Raw genomic sequence first — 16,782 nt, 5'->3', positions numbered from 1 at the left:
GCTGTTGTTTATGTATATTTCTCTTTGTATCAGCCCTTGATGCCGCCCGAATAGGTTATTCCCTCTATGAGGTAATCCTCACCGTAAAGGAACATCAGCACCGTGGGTATCATATATACCGTTCCCACCGCGAAGGCAAGTCCTATATCTCCCGTATTTATCTCTGAGAGAAATACCGACAGCGGATGGAGCGCATTGTTTTTCATGAGCACTATAGGCTGTTCCACCATATTCCAGTAATCTATGAAAACAAGCATCGCTATTGATACTATAGCGCCCTTGCACAGGGGCATATATATCTTGGTCAGTATTTTAAGCTCGCTTGCTCCGTCGAGCTTTGCGGCTTCAACGTAGGATATCGGTATCCTTCGCATCACCTTTGTCAGCAGGAATATGCTGAACGGCGAGAATACGGCGGGAAGTATGATCGCCTTTCTCGTATCGAGCATATTCAGCTTGTCCGCAACAAGGAAATTAGGCACCAGCGTTACCTGATAGGGCATTATCATGAGTATGATATACGCAAAGAAGATGATGCTCTTGAATTTGCTCGGATATCTCGAAAAGCCGTATGAGGCAAGTATCGCCACGAGTATCTGGAACACTGTTATCGGAACTGTGAGTATCACGGAATTCCAGAACTTCATGAGATAATCCGAATTCTGTATCAGCACCGCCTTGTACTGGTCGAATGTGACCTTGTCGGGAATGAATTTCAGGTTGACATTTTCAGCGATGAACACCTTTTTCTTTTCGGTCATATTCGAGAACATGGCACCGTAATTGGCGGATATCTCACTGGACGTCATAAACGAATTGGCAATGGTGAGCACCGTCGGCATAAGGAACATCAGTGCCGCAAGCAGTATGAATACAAGCACGAAGCCGTTGAATATCCTCCGCCTGTTCCGCATACCGAATAAGCTTCTTCTCATCAGCTCTCCACATCCTTTCCGAAGATATTCTCCGCAATGAGGAGAGCCGCCATAATGACTATCATAAGAAGCGCAAGCAGCACAGCTGCCGCCGAAAGCTTCTGATAATCAAGGCTGTTGAAGGTGTTGTTCATGAAGTGCTGAAGCATATACAGCTTGTCCTGCGGATAATTTCCCGTCAGGAGATATACCTCGCGGAATATCTTGAAGGAGTTTATCATGGAAAGTATCAGCACGAAAAGTATGGTCGGCGAAAGATACCTCAGCTTTATATGTATGAACTTGTACCATGCTCCTGCGCCCTCAAGATCGGCGACCTCGATTATATCACGGGGTATGGCGCACAGCGCAGCCATGAAGAGTATCATGTTGTAGCCTAAGTTTTTCCACAGGAACATACATATTATAACTACCTGTCCGTAAGCCGACTTTATCCAGTCTATGGAATGTCCGCCGCAGGCCTCGATTATCTGGTTTACTGTTCCGTGGTTATGGAAGAGGACCTGCCATACAAGGACTACCGAAGCTGTAGGCACCATGAGCGGACTCAGGAAGAATGTCCTGAATATGCTCTTTCCGGGTATGTTCCTTTCAAGGAGCATCGCAAGTCCGAGAGAAAGTATCACCGCAAGGGGAACAGATACCAGCGAGAAAAACGCTGTATTCTTAGCTGCCTTGATAAACGCCGCATTGCTGAAAAGCTTTGTGTAGTTCTCAATTCCCACAAAGTCCTTCAGTACGGGGTTGTTTATTAAAGAATAGTATATCACAATGCAGAAGGGAACGAGAAAAAAGAGCATTACGCCCAGAAAGCTCGGAAGTACGCAGATATTGCTGAATATCCTTTCGCCCCTTCTTCCGCACTGATCCTTGGCTTTGTTTTTCATTTTGAACACAACCTCACAGATCATCTTTTGTTCTTATTTTTTATAATTGTTAACAGCCCACACTTATTAGTGTTTTTAAACAGCCAAAAAGACGCAGGCTCAGATATATTTTTTTATTTTAACATTACATTGCCTCGGCGCCGCTTTTGTGTGACGCCTTGTCAGCCGTGATTTTTCGGCTGTGAAGCACAGTGCAAAAAGCGTGACAATATTATAATACAATATTGACAAAGCATTGTCAATATTTCGGTTGCACTTTTAACTTGCTATCGGACAAATACTATGTCCGCGTTAGATAATCCCGCTTGTTATCAGCTTTTTTTGTTGCTTTTTCCCGTAAGCGATCTCCTGCTCCAACACTGTATTTACTATCATACAACATAAACATGACATTAACATGACTTTTAAATTACAATATTGTCACTTTCGGGCAAACGCATAAATTGGCTTTCATATTTATTAGACGATACATAACGCGATTTTGTGACATTTTTTTGAAAGGAATTTCGCCTTTCTTTTGTTAATCGGCATTTTGACTTTGCACAAGTATAACCGCCGCAAAATTTTAGTCAATGTGACTGTTTTTCGATTGTGCTATTGACTTTTCCCTCTTGTTATGATACAATATTTTCTGTTGAAACGCCATGCGGGTGTAGTTCAATGGTAGAATGTCAGCCTTCCAAGCTGAACACGTGGGTTCGATTCCCATCACCCGCTCCATTTGTTAGCAGCTTTAGCTGCTATATTTGTCTGTGCGCCTTTAACTCAGCTGGATAGAGTAACTGCCTTCTAAGCAGTAAGCCGCTGGTTCGAATCCAGCAAGGCGCGCCATTCCGAAACTCTCCGTTATATGACTCCATAGTAATGGAGAGCTTCGTTTTTATTTATATGGTGGGTGTAGCTTAGCTGGTTAAAGCGTCGGATTGTGGTCCCGAAGACCGTGGGTTCGAATCCCATCTCCCACCCTCAATGATATAACAACTACTCAGAGCGCAAGAAAGTGTTCTGAGTACTTGTTATATTCAATAATATTTCGCATAAATGCAACCTCAAAAGATATATAGTATATTGTCTTAGTGTGATGAGCACCGAAGCGTTTCAATATAGTCGTTTCCTTCTATACCTACTCCGCGACTTTACGGGTAATTATTTCGCCGTAACCGCTGATCTTGTTCCCACAGTAGTCACCAGTAATTATTTACATCTACTGTAGTCCGCGCTCGTACCTTTTCTTACGTTGACATCTCGTCAAGGCAAAGAATGTATTGACCGTGTGGCAGGTAGTCATGGCGCGATTAGTCCGTCATCTTCCAGTTAGACCAAGATTGCTCGGCTCAGTTGCATTTGCTTATTAAGTTTTCAAGTTTCTGTGAAGTGAAACTAATAAATAGCCTTACCATAAGGCAAAAAGACAAGCCTCCCAGACACCGCAACGTAACTGAAAGGCTTGACAAGTTCTATTATAAGTGCTATAATGTAATGTAATCATTACACCGCAACACGTAAATAGCATTCTCACTAAGTCATTCAGATGTTGAAGCCATCTGTTTGATTAAGAGGCGTAGTCAGTCGCCAAACTGTCTATGCCTTGTGGGGGTGCTTTTTATTAGCTAAATATATTATATCATTGTTTTATATATATGTCAACCCCCTTTTTAAAATATTTTTTACAGAGCAATTTTTGATTACAAATAGCAATAACCGCCTAATCATAGGCGGTTATTTTTATCGGTTTATTCGCTTATTACAGGGATTTCTACGACTTCAAATTCGTATCCTTCTTCTCTAAGTTGTGCTATCATACTATCAAACACTTCGTTGACTTCGGCATTTATAAGTTTACTTTCATATCGTCCATCGTCACGCTTTACTCTATAATCTGAACATTGATACCAATCCAGTAACTTGCCTTCCTTAAATTGTGGATTACATTCTATAATTCGAGTATGTTCCTCATCGTAAGGAACAAATCCAATAATTTGGCTTTCTGGAAGCTTATTATCTATATCGGGTGTACCGTATTGCCCTGTTTCCCATATCTCATGCTTGCTATTATTGCATTCAAAGTCTTTAAAAAATATAGTTTCATCTTTCGAGAGCAAGGCATATATTTTATCAGGTTTATTATACCATGTTGCATTAATTCGCTCTGTTAATGTATTAATTACTTCTTCTGAAAGTTGCTCTTTACGAATAAGCTGTGTTTTGGTTTCATTTAAATCAATTTCAAACGTCTTAGAATCGGATTTAATTTTTAATCTATCGTCCTTTAGAGCTTCATTGCATTTTTCTTTATCAACCGTAACTTCTGCGACGATTTTATTGCAATCGCCTGTTATAGTACATTTATAGTCAACTTTATCTTTAAGGACGTCATTTTCGTCTGTTATAGTAGTCATAAAGAAATACAGATTGTTGGGATAACAGTGTTCGTATGCGTCATCAATATGTATCTCACAGTTTTCAAAAACATCTACTTCAGTAAGCTCATCTGCAAGTGTTACTGCTTCCGTTGTAGTCTGAGGTTTGTCTTTACCTGAGATCTCAGCTGTGTGTGTTGAATTGTCTCCGCAGGAGCTCAGACTTAATACTGTTGCTAATGCAATTGTTGTAAATAATGCTTTTTTCATAATGTACCTCCTCATTTTTCTTTAGAATATCATATATTCTATTTAATGTCAATTGTCATACTGGAGAAAAGGAAATGCAATAAATCAGCTTTTTTGACACAGGAGTAAAATTGTGCTATTATAGCACAATTTATTCTTTGGTCAGATCTTCCTTTATCTCTCGCTTGTACTTATAATATGTATTTCGGCTTAAATTAGCCAGTTTGATACACTCTATATCATTCAGAGTACCGCCAAAGGTTTTACAATGCTTCCTGATCAATTCCTTTGCAGGAGCTTCTTTTTTTATATGCAGCTTGCTACCTTTTATGCAGCCGATTTGTTTGCCATTCAGCCGGGCTGTTTCGATACCTTCTTTGGTTCGCTGCCGTATATCCATTACCTCTTTTTCGGACTGCTCAAATGCAAGCTCTATTTGCTTTGCAGCGAGCAGCTTCAAGACCTTGTTTGTAGCTTCGATATAAACATCGGCTATATCGTTGCCTACAAGCTCTACACCGCCGCTCAGAGCTTGCTTGTAATTAATGGTATTGACATACGGCTCCCTGAGGAACACAAGCTCTATGCCCCTGTCAAGCAGCTCCATGTACTGCTCTATTCCCTCACTTGCATTACGGCTCATGCGCGATACACTATCAAATACGATAGTATCTCCCTTGCGAACCTTCTTTATCAGCTTCTGCCATTCCTGACGACTTAGAACTATACCCGTATAGATTTCCTTATAGATTTTGGCATTTGGAAAAGAAGAAAGGATATTCCTTTCTTGTCGCTCTATATTCTGTGTTGGCTTTGATATACGGCAATATCCGAATACCACATATATCATCTCCAATCGTATCAAATTTAACGAACGATATTTTTACTACTATATTATAACACCATTTTTCAGAAAAGTCAATATGCTTTTAATACAATCTCACAATACGTTAAAATTGGTACAGAAATTGTGCTATAATAGCACAAAAATCCCCCCATTGTGTATGGGGGGACTATGTGGTATAACCTTATGTTCCATTTATAATATTAAAGTATTCACTCAGTTTTGTTATTGGAGTTTTATTTGTACTGTTGTTAGCATATATGGCTAATACTATTGAAGCGTCAACAGCATTTACGAATCCATCTCCATTAGCGTCAAGGCGCATAATATCATCTTGCATAGAGCTTGGATTCTGCTTTAATCGTTCTATCTCGGCTGTAAGTTCCGCGTTTTTCTTTTCAAGTTCTGCAATATACTTTTCCTGTTCAGAAATCTGTGGAGTCGCTACAATATGACTTGAAAGAATGTCAGGTGAAACTGTTATATCATGTCCGAGAAGCCTAAATTTATATGTTTCTAATGGATCAACTTTCGGAGTGAAAGTAATACTTTTTTTCTGATTTACAGGCAATTGGGAGAGTGCACATTCAGTTGAATAAAAACCTATGAATGATTGATATTTTATCCCATTTTTACAACAATAATATTCTTTATAATATGAGTTATTAAAGAAGAATCCCCCCATAATTGTTGTCGAATATTCTTTAGGACAATAGCTTACATCTATAGGTTCCCAAAAAGAATAATCTGCTGAAAAGGGGGCTGTTGCATTTGATGAAACAGGAAAGCATTCTAATCCATTATCATCGTATAATATTTTATTTTTGAATGCAAATTCCTTTAAATCATTTCCTACTGGCGCTGAACAGCACAAAGTTATACGATGTTTAACAGTTGCAAAAGGGTGTTTCGTTCGAAGCAGCTGTCGCAGTTGCATTAGAATTTGATAAATCCCGAACTTGAACGACCACATTATAAGCTGCCTTATCGGCTATACGGAGAGAAAGGAATACACTATGAAGAAGCGTTTATTTGACAGTCTTATCAGAAAGCTCCAGAGCTTGCCGAAGTGTGACATTCCTTCCGCAGCTACTTTACAGGAGCTATCGCTACAAATGACCTTTGAGCAGATAAACATATACGCAAAGCTGCTTGTCGATAAAGGTGCAGCTGAATACTACTTTGGAAGAATAAGCCTGAGTAATGGCTTCCTGTTAACTTGAAAGGGGCGGTTATAATGAAATGGCATGATGAATGGAAAGGCACAACAGCCGAAATCAATGATATAATCGATTTTTACTTGAATGAAATCATGAACGACTATAACGTAGATCTTAAAACGGCTAAGAAATACCTGTGTGAAGCCGTTTCCCGAAATGTTATTGTTTCAAATGTCAAGGAGATGTGCAATTATCTTCAAAGTACATATTAATAACTTGACATTATCACAGTATTGAGATATAATAATGATATCTTCAAATAAGCACAGAAAGGGAAGAATTATGAGAATAATCAGCAATAATCTTAAAGAAATCAGGAAGGCAAAAAAACTCACACAAGGACAGCTCGCAGAAATTGTTGGCTGTTCTCAAGGAAGAATTGGTGACTACGAAAGCGGCAGATGTACCATAGAAAACATTACCCTTGGTGTTGCTTTAAAGCTTTCTAATGCCCTCGGTTGCTCTATTGAAGATTTATTTACCGCAGAAGAACATACATAAAAATAAGCCCTCTCCCAATGACAGGAGAGGGCATTTTGTGCTATAATAGCACATTTTATAGTTTGCGATTCTGCTCAACTAAAAATGCGTTATAATCATCACGTGCCTTGTTAATTTTAGGATAATCTTCAAGAGAAACATTTGCTTTGTTACAGAAAGCGATACCTTCACGGGTATCATTATAAAAATCAGAATTAATCCTTTTTACATCATCTTCATATATTTTCTTTACGATAAACTTGATTGAATTGGTGTTTTCAATAAGGTGAGGTATTCTTAAAATTTCCTTTTTAAAACCAGAAACATTTTTAGGGGCATTCTGAACACCATTGCATACTCTGATAATCATTCTTTGCGGAGAGATGGGATAATAATTAAAGAGTGTCATGTGGAATTTTGACGAAAGCTGCCCTTCAATCTGACAAAAATAATTTTCGTTGACAATAAAATCTTCCTTACCACGTCTCTCGATAACAACATAGTATGAATATAACAAGCCTATAGTATCTCTTTTGAGAAAAAGCTTCATAGGAGTGTCTATATTTGGATGATTTATAACATCTTTAATAGAACGACAATTAACAATATATCCAAGATTACGTTTCCAGAAATCGTTGAAATTCTGATCTTTCTGATAATTTGAATAAAACTCAGTAAATTCGTCAGTGACATCTTCACTGAATTCATTTTTTATTTTTCTTCCTCTATATTGCATAACTGCAAAGAATAACTGCAATTTTTCATACTCTTCGTCTGTAACAACTATCTCATAACCAGTGTGAAATTTACGTATTATTGATGATATCTCGCCTTCAAAGCGAGCAAGGTCTTTTTCAAGCTTCATAGGCTCACTTTCATTGTTTATATCATCACGATAGAAATTGCTTTCAACAAATATATCCTTAATGTCCTTAACAGACGTTATTCCTGACTCCTTATCGTAATAATTGAACTTTGTACCTTCAAAGCAGAACGGCTTTAAAAGGAAACGAGAAACATAATGGTGTCTTACAGGTTCATTCTTATTCATGGAAATCCCTCCCTATGGATAAGTATATCACAAGTAAAAGCCTTCTGCAAGTCCATTTTGAGTATAAAAAAGCTCCCCAAGAGATCTATCTCTCAGGGAGTTTTGTGCTATTATAGCGCTACACAAATAAAGGTCATAGCTATAATAGCTATGACCTTAGACCATATTGCATATACTTTTCTTCCAGCCGGTACAGCTCTGCATTATATCATGCATCTTGTCGGAAAAACAACGGCTCCCATTATGTGCTTCTTCCTTGCAGAGGGGTTCAGGCATACCCATGATAAGAAGAAATACTTTTTCAGATTATTATTGTTTGCTGTCATAAGTCAGCCTGTATACTATATAAAGCGCCAAACAAAAAACCGTTCCCACATCGTGAGAACGGTTATTTTTTACACTGTCGTAACGCAAGCTGAACCATACGCGTCTGCCAATTCCGCCATATCCGCATAATGCCTGATAAATTTTACACGGCTCAGACTAACCGGGCGGACTGAATAATCAGTAACTCCACAGTACCATAATATTTTATCACAAATAGGTGAGTTTGTCAAGCTTTTTTTGAAAAAAGTCTTGTATCTTTTATTTAAACAAAGTATCCCCACTCGTTAAGAAGTGGGGATACTTTGTTTTTCACATTATCAAGCATCAATATTATACCTATGTAATATGGAAGAATGGCAGAGAGAAGTGCTGATTGGTTATATTAGCTAATTATTAGATTCAGAGTAAAAAACACTGGCTTTTTTGCTAGAATTATGGTATAATGTAAAAGTATTTATTATACAGGTAGCGTGAACATAAACGATGTTCCTTTGCCCACTTCACTTTCTGCCCATATCTTACCGCCGTGGGACTCGATTATGAACTTGCATATATAAAGACCAAGTCCAGTGCCTGTTTCGGAGTGTTTACCCTTGTAGTATCGATCCCAGATATGAGGCATATCCTCTGCGGAGATACCGCTTCCTGTATCCTTTACGGTTACTTTTATGAAGTTTCCTTTCTCCTCTGCTTTGATAAGTATAGTACCGTTTTTGGTATGCTTTAAGGCATTGGAGACAAGATTTACGAAAACACGCTGTAATCTTGAACTGTCAGCATTTACTTTAGGCAATTCAAGAGGGATACGAATTGCGAGCCTGTTGTTGTTCTTATTGAGCACGGCAAAATAGGTCTCAACTGTCTCGCGCACAAGGCTGTCTATATCGCAGGGAGCAGGCTCAAGAACCATTCGTCCTTCCTCGATTCGGGTAGCGTCCAGTATCTGCGTTACCATAAGAGCCATACGGTTGGCTTCCGAGGAGATACGTTTCAGCTTTTCTTGTACGGCAGCCGTATCGCCGCCGTTTGCGAGCTCCATTTCCGCATTCTGAGCATATCCCGACATAGTCGCAAGAGGAGTTTTTAGCTCGTGGGAAGCGTCTGATAGGAAAGTGGTCTTCATCTCGTTTACCTTTACCAGCATATCATGCTCAGTAACGATAGGATCTGACAGTTTTTTTGAGAGAATGACCGAAATCACGATAAACAATATAAGCACTCCCGAAATAACCGCGACCATGATATATATTGACCTCTGGAAAAGATCATTCATTTCACCTAACAGAGAGTCAGTCTGCTCAGCTGCGATCTCATTGATAAGGTCTTTATAATGATTCTGGTTGAACAGAATTATACCGTAGCATATATCATCATATCCAACATTGTGATTTATCAGATGATCCCATGCGCAGATAAATCCCTGACCTTCCAGAGTATATATTCCTGTGCTTATTTCGGTATATTGTTCAATTTTTCTCTGAAGTGTATTTCCCATACCGTAAAAGGAAGGTTCTTTTGCATATTCTTTATCCATTGCTTCGACGGCTTGCTGGATCATACGGTCACACTCAGGCTCGGAAGGTATACTGTGAAATTCACCGTTAGAATAAGTAAAACCAATAACATCATTAAACTCATATGAAGTATCTATTTCAAAAAAATCAATCATATGCGTTTTAAGAACAAGCTCCTGATCTATATCAGGTATATCTTGCAAAGAGCCGAGTACTGTACATATGTTAGTTCCGAAGCTTTCGAGAGATGACTGCAAATTTCCAAGCGTGACCTGATAGAAGCCATGAGCGGTAGTATCAACGGTATTGCTTGCGATCTTGGACGTATGCGAAGTGACTATATTAGTCGAGCGTTTATATACGATATCAAAGACAGAAACAAATATTATCATTATAGTAATAAGGCATATCAGCAGAACACTAAGGAGCCGTCTTCGCAAAGCGCGGCTTTTGGAGATTTCCTTTTTCATTTTATCACTCCTTTATGGTGTTGAATACATTATACCATATTTTTTTCAATAAGTGAACAGAATTACGAAATTGTAATCACAGGGGGAAAACATTATGTCACACATATTATTAGTAGAAGACGATTCAGACATCATGCGTATCAACAGAACATTCCTTGAAAACGAAGGCTATACCGTACACTGTGCGGATTCGGTGCAGACCGCATCGTTTATGCTGGAGGAGTGCGTTCCCGACCTTGTGCTCCTTGACGTTATGCTGCCCGACGGCGACGGAATGGACTTCTGCAAGATATTGCGGCAGAAAACACAGGCTCCCGTGATATTCCTTACAGCCCGTGACGAGAACGACAGCGTTATTATGGGCTTCCGCAGCGGCGGCGACGACTATATAACAAAGCCATACGACCTGAACGTATTAAAGGCGCGTATAGAAGCACAGCTCCGCCGCAATGTAAAGCAGTCTCCTCAGCACCCGAAGATAGAGCTGCCCGAACTTACAGTTGATCTTTTTGCAGGAGCAGCCACACTTGATGGAAATGAATACTCATTGCCTCAGCGTGAACTTCAGATACTCTATATGCTCGCCTCGCAGATAGGCTCGCGTATAAGCTATCATGATATATACAAGACTATATACGGCTGCGACGTGGAGGATAGCAAAAATACTATAAGAGTCAATATTTCCCGTCTGAAAAAGCATTTGAATATGGATGATATGAGTACATATGAGATAGCTGCCACATCGGAGGGCGAGTACGTTCTCAGACGTGTCATATTCTAAAATTGTTTTCAGATTACAAATCTGTAATTTTGCAACATGGTCTCTGTTTGCAATGCTATAATGGCATTGTCGGCAGAGACCTTAATATTTTTGAAAAGGAGAATAATTATGAAAAAGACTTTTATTATCATTGCAATGGCAGGCATACTTACAGCAATAACAGGCTGCGGAAAAACAGACAGCGGTATAACCTCTGATAACAACAAAACTACAACAAAGGCTATAGTAACAACCACAGCAGTTACTACTGCTGAAAACACATCAACTACTTCTGCAAAAGTTGACAATAAAAAAACTGAAAGCAGCGATACCAGCACAACAGCTGTATCTGAAGAAAACACCGTAGCTTCATCTGTTACCAAGACCGATCATATGCAGATAGCAGGTGTATGGTATGAGGAAAACGTCCTCGATACCCGTGCGCTTACCATTGACGGTGACGGAACATACAGGCTCGCATATCGCGGCGGCTGAAGCGAATACGGCAATATCGAGATAGAGCGTCAGGTGCTCGGCGACGACGATGTCACAAATATCTGGTACTGCTTCTATAGAGCGGACGGTACTCTGTGGGAGAGCTTCCGTCTTACAGCCCGTGAAAATATGTCTCCTGCACTGGTTTCGGAATTTGACAGCAGCTCATCAGTATTCGGATTAGCCGACGGTGACGCAACAGGAGAGCCTGACGCTACCTTAGCAGCAGTCAAGAGATTCATGGGTAACTGGAGCTGCGGAAGATGCTATATCAGTATCAGCAACAATGGTGACGGGACATACAGAGCAGAAGTAAAGTGGAGCTCCAGTGCGGCAGAGGGCAGCATATGGACATACATCTGTACATACGACGCAGAGAATGACGCCCTTGTATGCAACGGTACGGGAGTAAACGTGCATTATTTATATACCGAGGAAGGTCAGAGCACAAATACGGAAATTTATAATAACGGCAGCGCCATGTTCTACACCGATAATGACGCAAATCTCCTGTGGCACGACTACTATGGAAATGTGGCTGACGGAATGTTATTCACAAGCTGCTGAAAAAGCGATTACAAATTTGTAATTCCGCACACAAGTCCGAAATAATGTGCTATTATATAATCACAGTAAAGGCACAACGCCGAAACAAAGATATTTTTAAGGAATGAGGTTATTATTATGAAAAAAATGATTTCTTGTCTGGCAATACTTACAATGTTAGCTTCTATGGTATCATGCGGAAGCACAGAAAACGGCGGAACTTCTGACAATACAGTTACCACAAAGGCAGCTGTGACAACAACTGCAGCAGAAACATCAAAAGATGAAAAGACAACAACAGCTGCAAAGGTGGCAGAAAAGTCAAAGGATACCACAAAAAACGATACATCTGCTAATGATGAAACAAACAGCACTCTCGTTCTGAAAGAGGAAGACCGATTATTCGGCGCATATGTTGATACTCAGGGGGACGTTCTCAACCTCAGAAACGAGCCTTTCCCCACAGCAGATATAATCGCTGCAATCCCCGACAAAACTCAGATAGATATTTACTCATGCGGAAAAGCCGGTTGGTACTGCACAAGCTATAACGGCAAATCGGGTTATGTAAGCGCAGACTATATCAAGGAGATACAAGATTATGAGCCGCAGGAAAATACACAGGAATTAATTACTGACATAAGCGAGCTTGTGGGACAGTGGAAGTATCAAATAGCTCCCGAAGGTAAGAATATTACAGCGGGAGCAACTGACAACGGCACTATCGATATAAAATCAGACGGCACATACATCTATACCGATCTTGACGGCAATACTCATTCAGGCACGGTAAAGGTGGATTATGATACATTAGGCGGAGATTACAGAGTTCCGTTCTTTGCGTTCTATGAGGGCGATCAGTTCTTTATCGGCTGCTATTGTCACGAAAGCCATTCCGATGTGTATATGACAGGCAACGGCGGTATGTCTCAGATAGTCAGAATAAAGTAAAAACAGCATTTCAGCTTATACTCCTTAAAAGGGACAGTCTGTGACCGTTCCTTTTTTGTATACGCGATTACAGTATTGTAATTAAATTACAGATTTGTAATTCTGCGCACATGACCGAAAAACTATGCTATTATATGATTACAGTAAAGGCAAAGCGCCGAAACAAAACAATTTTAAAAAGGAATGAGGTAGTTTTTATGAAAAAAATGATTTCTTGTCTCGCAGTTCTTGCAATGCTCGCAGCAGCACCCACAGCAGCAGTTTATGCAGCAGACACCGCAGCCGTATCAGTCGCAGCAGAGACTTCTTATGATGAAACAGACATCAGGAACATTGTTGGTCAGTGGAGGTATCAGCTTGCTGCTGAAAACAAAAACGTGGACGTCTGCGCAGTTGATAACGGTATTATAAAAGTAAATGAAGACGGCACATACACATATACAGACCTTGACGGCAATACTCATTCGGGTACTGTAAAGGTGGATTATGATACATTCGGGGGAGAGTACAGAGTTCCGTTCTTTGCATTCTATGAGGGGGATAAGTTCTTTATCGGCTGCTACTGTCAGCAGAACAACCCCAATGCATATCTCATCGGAAACGGCGGAATGGAGCAGCTCTTATCAGTAAACGTTGACTTTTCCGCAATAGCAGGCGAATGGGAAGAACTGAACGGAGACGGCAGAGTTTTTGATATCAGCGCAAACGGTACCTATACCGTGACATATCCCAATAACTCAACAGAGCAGGGCTTTATCAAGATCGGAAACGAGATGTTCAGCGAAAACAGCGACGGCAAATGGTACAATTTCTATAATGCAAGCGGAATGGCATGGATAGGCTTCCCAAAGACTGACGACGGAACAGTCAATGAATTGAAGGCAGGAGATTTCACTCTCAGACGCAGAAACACCGATACAAATGCTGATGCTCATCAGGAGCAGGCAGAAGGCGGAAAGACTGATAGCAAGAACGAGAGTGTATCATTTGATAAAGAGGATAAGACTAAGGGTGCTATAAGAGTTATGGAAAACTTCAATGTAATTATGGCATTAACCGGTGCAAGTCCTGCTTATACTACCGATGACGGAAAAGTAAATGGTTATGTAAAGGTAACTGACAGCCGTTTTAATTCTGTAGCTGATCTATATGCATTTACTGCAGATAATTTCACAGGTGAAGCAAAAGAAGTTTTTATCAGATACATTGATGGCTATTTCATTGAGAAGGACGGTTCACTCTATGTACAATTCATACCGCGTTCTTTCTATCAGTTCCATACAGAGAACGGTGTTACCATTACAGATCCTGCTATGGACTACTGCACAGCTACAGCCAATAAGGGCGATCAACTCTTCGGTGTTGGCAGAGCCAAACTCAGATGCGAAAGCGGCAAATGGCATATCGAAAGCTATGAATTCGGCGATTTCTATGAAACCGAAAGACATGATGTTTCAGAGATAGCAGGCACATGGGACGAAGTTGATACACTTTATCCAAGACAGCTTGTTATAAGAAACGACGGTTCATTTACTCTTGTTTTCGTTGACGGAAGAGTAATGTACGGTACTGTTAAAGTTGAAGATATCGGCTATCCTAATGGCAGCAGACAGACATGGTTCAATCTCTATGACGAAAATGATGCGTTCTATACAGGCTTTGAAGCAACTTCACAGACACCTCTCAATGACCTCTACACAGGTCAGGACGGTTCAGAACATTTTGTCCGCTATATAGAGCCCGAGCACAAATATTCAAAAGATGAGCTTCAGGAAATGGCAGCAAAGGATTATGAAGAAAAAACAGGCATCAAACCTGCCGATACCCATTCAATGACTAACGCAGGCGGTTCCGTAACTGTTGTATTCACAGATGAAAAAGGCGAAGATTTTGACGCATATACAGTTGATCCTGATACAGGCGTCGGTGAGAAATTCTCCGACGGCAGCGCAGTCAATCTCCCACAGACAGGCGTTAATTCACTTGCACTTGCAGGCACATTGGCTGGAGCTTCCGCTGTTACGCTTCTGGGTGTGGGAGCGGTTATCGCATCAGTAAAGCTCCGCAGGAAAGAAGAGGAATAATAATACAAGATATATATCGCAGTTTAGCTATTACAACATATATAAACAAAAACGGTCTCACTTAATCGTGAGACCGATATTTTTTACACTATCATAGCGCAAGCTGAACCATACGCATCTGCCAATTCCGCCATATCCGCATTGTCTTAATGTTATACCACAACTACAACGCATTGTCAAGCGTTTTTATAATATTTTTTGAAATCAAATACGTTGCGGATAATATAGAAGCCTTAACTAAGGCAATATCCAAAGCAGAGGTATCAAACAAGCTACCAAACGTACAAATAGTATATTTTGGAATTGAGTCAACAAAAAGTGTAATTAGTTTACAAAAAATTAATGCATTTGCGTTAAAAATGTGTTAAAATACTACATATAGATAGTTTATAAAGCAATATGGATTTTCTGCGACATTATATGGAAAAAGGGTTGACAATTATGCAATGGGCTGATAAACTAAGAACAGAACTTAACATAACAGCTAAGGCTAATTGCGTCCTTACGACTGAACAAAGCTATAAAGCGTACTCTATGGGATAATTCTGTCCTCGTGGAGGCGCTTTTTATTTTATCAAAAATAAGGAGGATATGACTTATGAAAAACTCATGGAAGAAAACAGCGGCATTCGTGCTTGCATTCACTCTTGTGGCGGCTCCGCTGACACAGACAGCAGGAAAAGGCGGACTTTTCGGCGGCTCGGCTATTACGGCGAAGGCGGCACCGCCCAACAATACTGATTCAGGCGCATTAATTGGCAATGTTACCGTTGGCAAAACCGAAACACTGCTGACTACCCTCACTTTCGGAGGTAGCTCTACCTACAGTGAAACTACCAGTGGAGTAGTTAGTGTTACAGCCACAAACGTTAGGGATTACGATTCTAAGTATGGATGGTTGTGGTTCGATGAACTGTCTGTTACAGCGAAAGAAGGATACACTATCACCAAATGCGTATTCATCCAAAATAGCAAAAATCCTATCACGGATACCGAGGCACCATTTGAGATACATTTTGATTCTGACATGTGGTATATCAAAGAAGATACAAGAGGGGATATGGATGGCGTAACATCAATTGAGGTGTATGGGTATGCCTCCAGTGCCGCCACTGCCGTCACAGGTGTAGAACTCAACAAGACCTCCACTGAACTTACAGTAGGCGGCAATGAGACACTCACCGCAACGGTTTCACCTGACGGTGCAACAGACAAGACCGTGAAGTGGAGCGTTGGCGGAACCGACGCGAGCGCGGTGAAGCTGTATACCGATGAGGCCTGCACCACCGAGGTCGGCGCGGATGCCACCGAAACCCTGACCGTTTACGCCAAGGGCATTTCGGCTGGCAGCGCAACCGTCACCGCCACAAGTAATGCGGACAGTGAGAAGAAGGCAAGCTGTGATGTTACGGTGAACGCGGCACAGACACAGACTGAAGAACTTCTGACCACAATAACGGCAACTGGTAAAGAACAAGCCAGCTTCAGCAAAGAAAACGTTGCAAATGTTTCATTCAGTTATTCAGCAGGAGGCAGCTCAGCATACTTAGCCAACTGGGGCTGGTGGGGATACGGCTGGACAGCAACTGTTACCCCTTCCGAGGGATAC

General features: G+C 40.6%; 17 protein-coding genes and 3 tRNA genes. 13 read left to right on the top strand and 7 right to left on the bottom strand.

Features of this window, described 5'->3' with window-relative positions; translation table 11 throughout:
• Nucleotides 1-29 precede the first annotated feature (29 nt).
• Together Q0R37_RS05335 and Q0R37_RS05330 are read right to left on the bottom strand one after the other, a co-directional pair.
• Nucleotides 30-935: a carbohydrate ABC transporter permease gene (locus tag Q0R37_RS05335; protein WP_294752225.1), complete on the bottom strand. Its 906-nt coding sequence runs from the start codon at nucleotides 933-935 to the stop codon at nucleotides 30-32.
• A complete protein-coding gene (locus tag Q0R37_RS05330) occupies nucleotides 935-1,822 on the bottom strand; it encodes a sugar ABC transporter permease (protein ID WP_294752223.1) in 888 nt (295 codons plus the stop codon). Before Q0R37_RS05330 ends, Q0R37_RS05335 begins: the two co-directional genes overlap by 1 nt.
• A 646-nt stretch (nucleotides 1,823-2,468) precedes the next feature.
• Between Q0R37_RS05330 and Q0R37_RS05325 the strand changes: the two genes are divergently transcribed.
• From Q0R37_RS05325 to Q0R37_RS05315, 3 genes are all read left to right on the top strand, one after another.
• Nucleotides 2,469-2,542, top strand: a tRNA-Gly gene (locus tag Q0R37_RS05325).
• Between the two features lie 34 nt (nucleotides 2,543-2,576).
• Nucleotides 2,577-2,653 (top strand) — tRNA-Arg (locus Q0R37_RS05320).
• 59 nt (nucleotides 2,654-2,712) lie between these two features.
• Nucleotides 2,713-2,788, top strand: a tRNA-His gene (locus Q0R37_RS05315).
• A 767-nt stretch (nucleotides 2,789-3,555) separates the two neighbouring features.
• Here Q0R37_RS05315 and Q0R37_RS05310 read toward each other — a convergent pair.
• From Q0R37_RS05310 to Q0R37_RS05300, 3 genes are all read right to left on the bottom strand, one after another.
• Nucleotides 3,556-4,452 carry a hypothetical protein gene (locus Q0R37_RS05310; RefSeq protein WP_294752221.1) on the bottom strand — a complete coding sequence of 299 codons (897 nt, stop codon included), beginning with the start codon at nucleotides 4,450-4,452 and terminating at the stop codon, nucleotides 3,556-3,558.
• Nucleotides 4,453-4,582: 130 nt separating this feature from the next.
• Nucleotides 4,583-5,281, bottom strand: a complete 699-nt coding sequence (locus tag Q0R37_RS05305) for a recombinase family protein (protein WP_366517398.1) — start codon at nucleotides 5,279-5,281, stop codon at nucleotides 4,583-4,585.
• A gap of 178 nt (nucleotides 5,282-5,459) precedes the next feature.
• On the bottom strand, nucleotides 5,460-6,149 hold the full coding sequence (locus Q0R37_RS05300) for a hypothetical protein (protein ID WP_294752217.1): 690 nt from the start codon (nucleotides 6,147-6,149) through the stop codon (nucleotides 5,460-5,462).
• Between the two features lie 142 nt (nucleotides 6,150-6,291).
• Here Q0R37_RS05300 and Q0R37_RS05295 point away from each other — a divergent pair, with 142 nt between their 5' ends.
• The 3 genes from Q0R37_RS05295 to Q0R37_RS05285 are packed head-to-tail and all read left to right on the top strand — an operon-like array spanning nucleotide 6,292 to nucleotide 6,996.
• Entirely contained in the window at nucleotides 6,292-6,498 is a 207-nt protein-coding gene (locus Q0R37_RS05295) for a hypothetical protein (RefSeq protein WP_294752215.1), read from the top strand.
• Between the two features lie 14 nt (nucleotides 6,499-6,512).
• Nucleotides 6,513-6,707: a hypothetical protein gene (locus Q0R37_RS05290; RefSeq protein ID WP_294752213.1), complete on the top strand. Its 195-nt coding sequence runs from the start codon at nucleotides 6,513-6,515 to the stop codon at nucleotides 6,705-6,707.
• Nucleotides 6,708-6,741: 34 nt separating this feature from the next.
• On the top strand, nucleotides 6,742-6,996 hold the full coding sequence (locus Q0R37_RS05285) for a helix-turn-helix transcriptional regulator (RefSeq protein ID WP_294752211.1): 255 nt from the start codon (nucleotides 6,742-6,744) through the stop codon (nucleotides 6,994-6,996).
• Between the two features lie 55 nt (nucleotides 6,997-7,051).
• On the opposite strand, the gene Q0R37_RS05280 is transcribed toward Q0R37_RS05285, so the two are convergent.
• A complete protein-coding gene (locus Q0R37_RS05280) occupies nucleotides 7,052-8,026 on the bottom strand; it encodes a DUF4238 domain-containing protein (RefSeq protein ID WP_294752209.1) in 975 nt (324 codons plus the stop codon).
• Here Q0R37_RS05280 and Q0R37_RS15625 point away from each other — a divergent pair.
• Nucleotides 7,997-8,482 (top strand): TraX family protein, encoded by a 486-nt coding sequence (locus tag Q0R37_RS15625; protein WP_366517397.1) that lies wholly within the window; start codon nucleotides 7,997-7,999, stop codon nucleotides 8,480-8,482. The genes Q0R37_RS05280 and Q0R37_RS15625 overlap by 30 nt on opposite strands.
• Before the next feature lie 328 nt (nucleotides 8,483-8,810).
• Here Q0R37_RS15625 and Q0R37_RS05275 read toward each other — a convergent pair whose 3' ends face one another.
• Nucleotides 8,811-10,337 (bottom strand): ATP-binding protein, encoded by a 1,527-nt coding sequence (locus Q0R37_RS05275; RefSeq protein WP_294752207.1) that lies wholly within the window; start codon nucleotides 10,335-10,337, stop codon nucleotides 8,811-8,813.
• Between the two features lie 94 nt (nucleotides 10,338-10,431).
• Here Q0R37_RS05275 and Q0R37_RS05270 point away from each other — a divergent pair, with 94 nt between their 5' ends.
• The 6 genes from Q0R37_RS05270 to Q0R37_RS05245 form a co-directional block, all read left to right on the top strand.
• Nucleotides 10,432-11,118, top strand: a complete 687-nt coding sequence (locus Q0R37_RS05270) for a response regulator transcription factor (protein ID WP_294752205.1) — start codon at nucleotides 10,432-10,434, stop codon at nucleotides 11,116-11,118.
• A 108-nt stretch (nucleotides 11,119-11,226) separates the two neighbouring features.
• Nucleotides 11,227-11,592 carry a hypothetical protein gene (locus tag Q0R37_RS05265; RefSeq protein ID WP_294752204.1) on the top strand — a complete coding sequence of 122 codons (366 nt, stop codon included), beginning with the start codon at nucleotides 11,227-11,229 and terminating at the stop codon, nucleotides 11,590-11,592.
• Nucleotides 11,593-11,625: 33 nt separating this feature from the next.
• The gene (locus Q0R37_RS05260; protein WP_294752202.1) at nucleotides 11,626-12,159 is read left to right on the top strand and encodes a hypothetical protein; all 534 of its coding nucleotides are present in this window, start codon (nucleotides 11,626-11,628) and stop codon (nucleotides 12,157-12,159) included.
• 117 nt (nucleotides 12,160-12,276) lie between these two features.
• The gene (locus Q0R37_RS05255; protein WP_294752199.1) at nucleotides 12,277-13,089 is read left to right on the top strand and encodes an SH3 domain-containing protein; all 813 of its coding nucleotides are present in this window, start codon (nucleotides 12,277-12,279) and stop codon (nucleotides 13,087-13,089) included.
• A 197-nt stretch (nucleotides 13,090-13,286) separates the two neighbouring features.
• The gene (locus Q0R37_RS05250; protein ID WP_294752197.1) at nucleotides 13,287-15,173 is read left to right on the top strand and encodes a hypothetical protein; all 1,887 of its coding nucleotides are present in this window, start codon (nucleotides 13,287-13,289) and stop codon (nucleotides 15,171-15,173) included.
• A gap of 598 nt (nucleotides 15,174-15,771) precedes the next feature.
• A partial coding sequence (locus tag Q0R37_RS05245; protein ID WP_294752196.1) for an Ig-like domain-containing protein occupies nucleotides 15,772-16,782 on the top strand: 1,011 nt, incomplete at its 3' end.

This window comes from uncultured Ruminococcus sp., assembly GCF_946415235.1.
Classification (GTDB): domain Bacteria; phylum Bacillota; class Clostridia; order Oscillospirales; family Ruminococcaceae; genus Ruminococcus.
The sequence above is the reverse complement of the archived record's forward strand: the minus strand, read 5'-3'. Positions and strand labels throughout refer to the sequence as shown.

Excerpts from the sequence above, each read along its gene's own strand:
- Q0R37_RS05310 (WP_294752221.1), bottom strand. The coding sequence starts at position 4,452 with ATGAAAAAAGCATTATTTACAACAATTGCATTAGCAACAGTATTAAGT.
- Q0R37_RS05255 (WP_294752199.1), top strand. The coding sequence starts at position 12,277 with ATGAAAAAAATGATTTCTTGTCTGGCAATACTTACAATGTTAGCTTCT.
- Q0R37_RS05270 (WP_294752205.1), top strand. The coding sequence starts at position 10,432 with ATGTCACACATATTATTAGTAGAAGACGATTCAGACATCATGCGTATC.
- Q0R37_RS05275 (WP_294752207.1), bottom strand. The coding sequence starts at position 10,337 with ATGAAAAAGGAAATCTCCAAAAGCCGCGCTTTGCGAAGACGGCTCCTT.
- Q0R37_RS05295 (WP_294752215.1), top strand. The coding sequence starts at position 6,292 with ATGAAGAAGCGTTTATTTGACAGTCTTATCAGAAAGCTCCAGAGCTTG.
- Q0R37_RS05335 (WP_294752225.1), bottom strand. The coding sequence starts at position 935 with ATGAGAAGAAGCTTATTCGGTATGCGGAACAGGCGGAGGATATTCAAC.
- Q0R37_RS05290 (WP_294752213.1), top strand. The coding sequence starts at position 6,513 with ATGAAATGGCATGATGAATGGAAAGGCACAACAGCCGAAATCAATGAT.
- Q0R37_RS05265 (WP_294752204.1), top strand. The coding sequence starts at position 11,227 with ATGAAAAAGACTTTTATTATCATTGCAATGGCAGGCATACTTACAGCA.
- Q0R37_RS05280 (WP_294752209.1), bottom strand. The coding sequence starts at position 8,026 with ATGAATAAGAATGAACCTGTAAGACACCATTATGTTTCTCGTTTCCTT.
- Q0R37_RS05305 (WP_366517398.1), bottom strand. The coding sequence starts at position 5,281 with ATGATATATGTGGTATTCGGATATTGCCGTATATCAAAGCCAACACAG.
- Q0R37_RS15625 (WP_366517397.1), top strand. The coding sequence starts at position 7,997 with ATGGTGTCTTACAGGTTCATTCTTATTCATGGAAATCCCTCCCTATGG.
- Q0R37_RS05250 (WP_294752197.1), top strand. The coding sequence starts at position 13,287 with ATGAAAAAAATGATTTCTTGTCTCGCAGTTCTTGCAATGCTCGCAGCA.
- Q0R37_RS05330 (WP_294752223.1), bottom strand. The coding sequence starts at position 1,822 with ATGAAAAACAAAGCCAAGGATCAGTGCGGAAGAAGGGGCGAAAGGATA.
- Q0R37_RS05285 (WP_294752211.1), top strand. The coding sequence starts at position 6,742 with ATGATATCTTCAAATAAGCACAGAAAGGGAAGAATTATGAGAATAATC.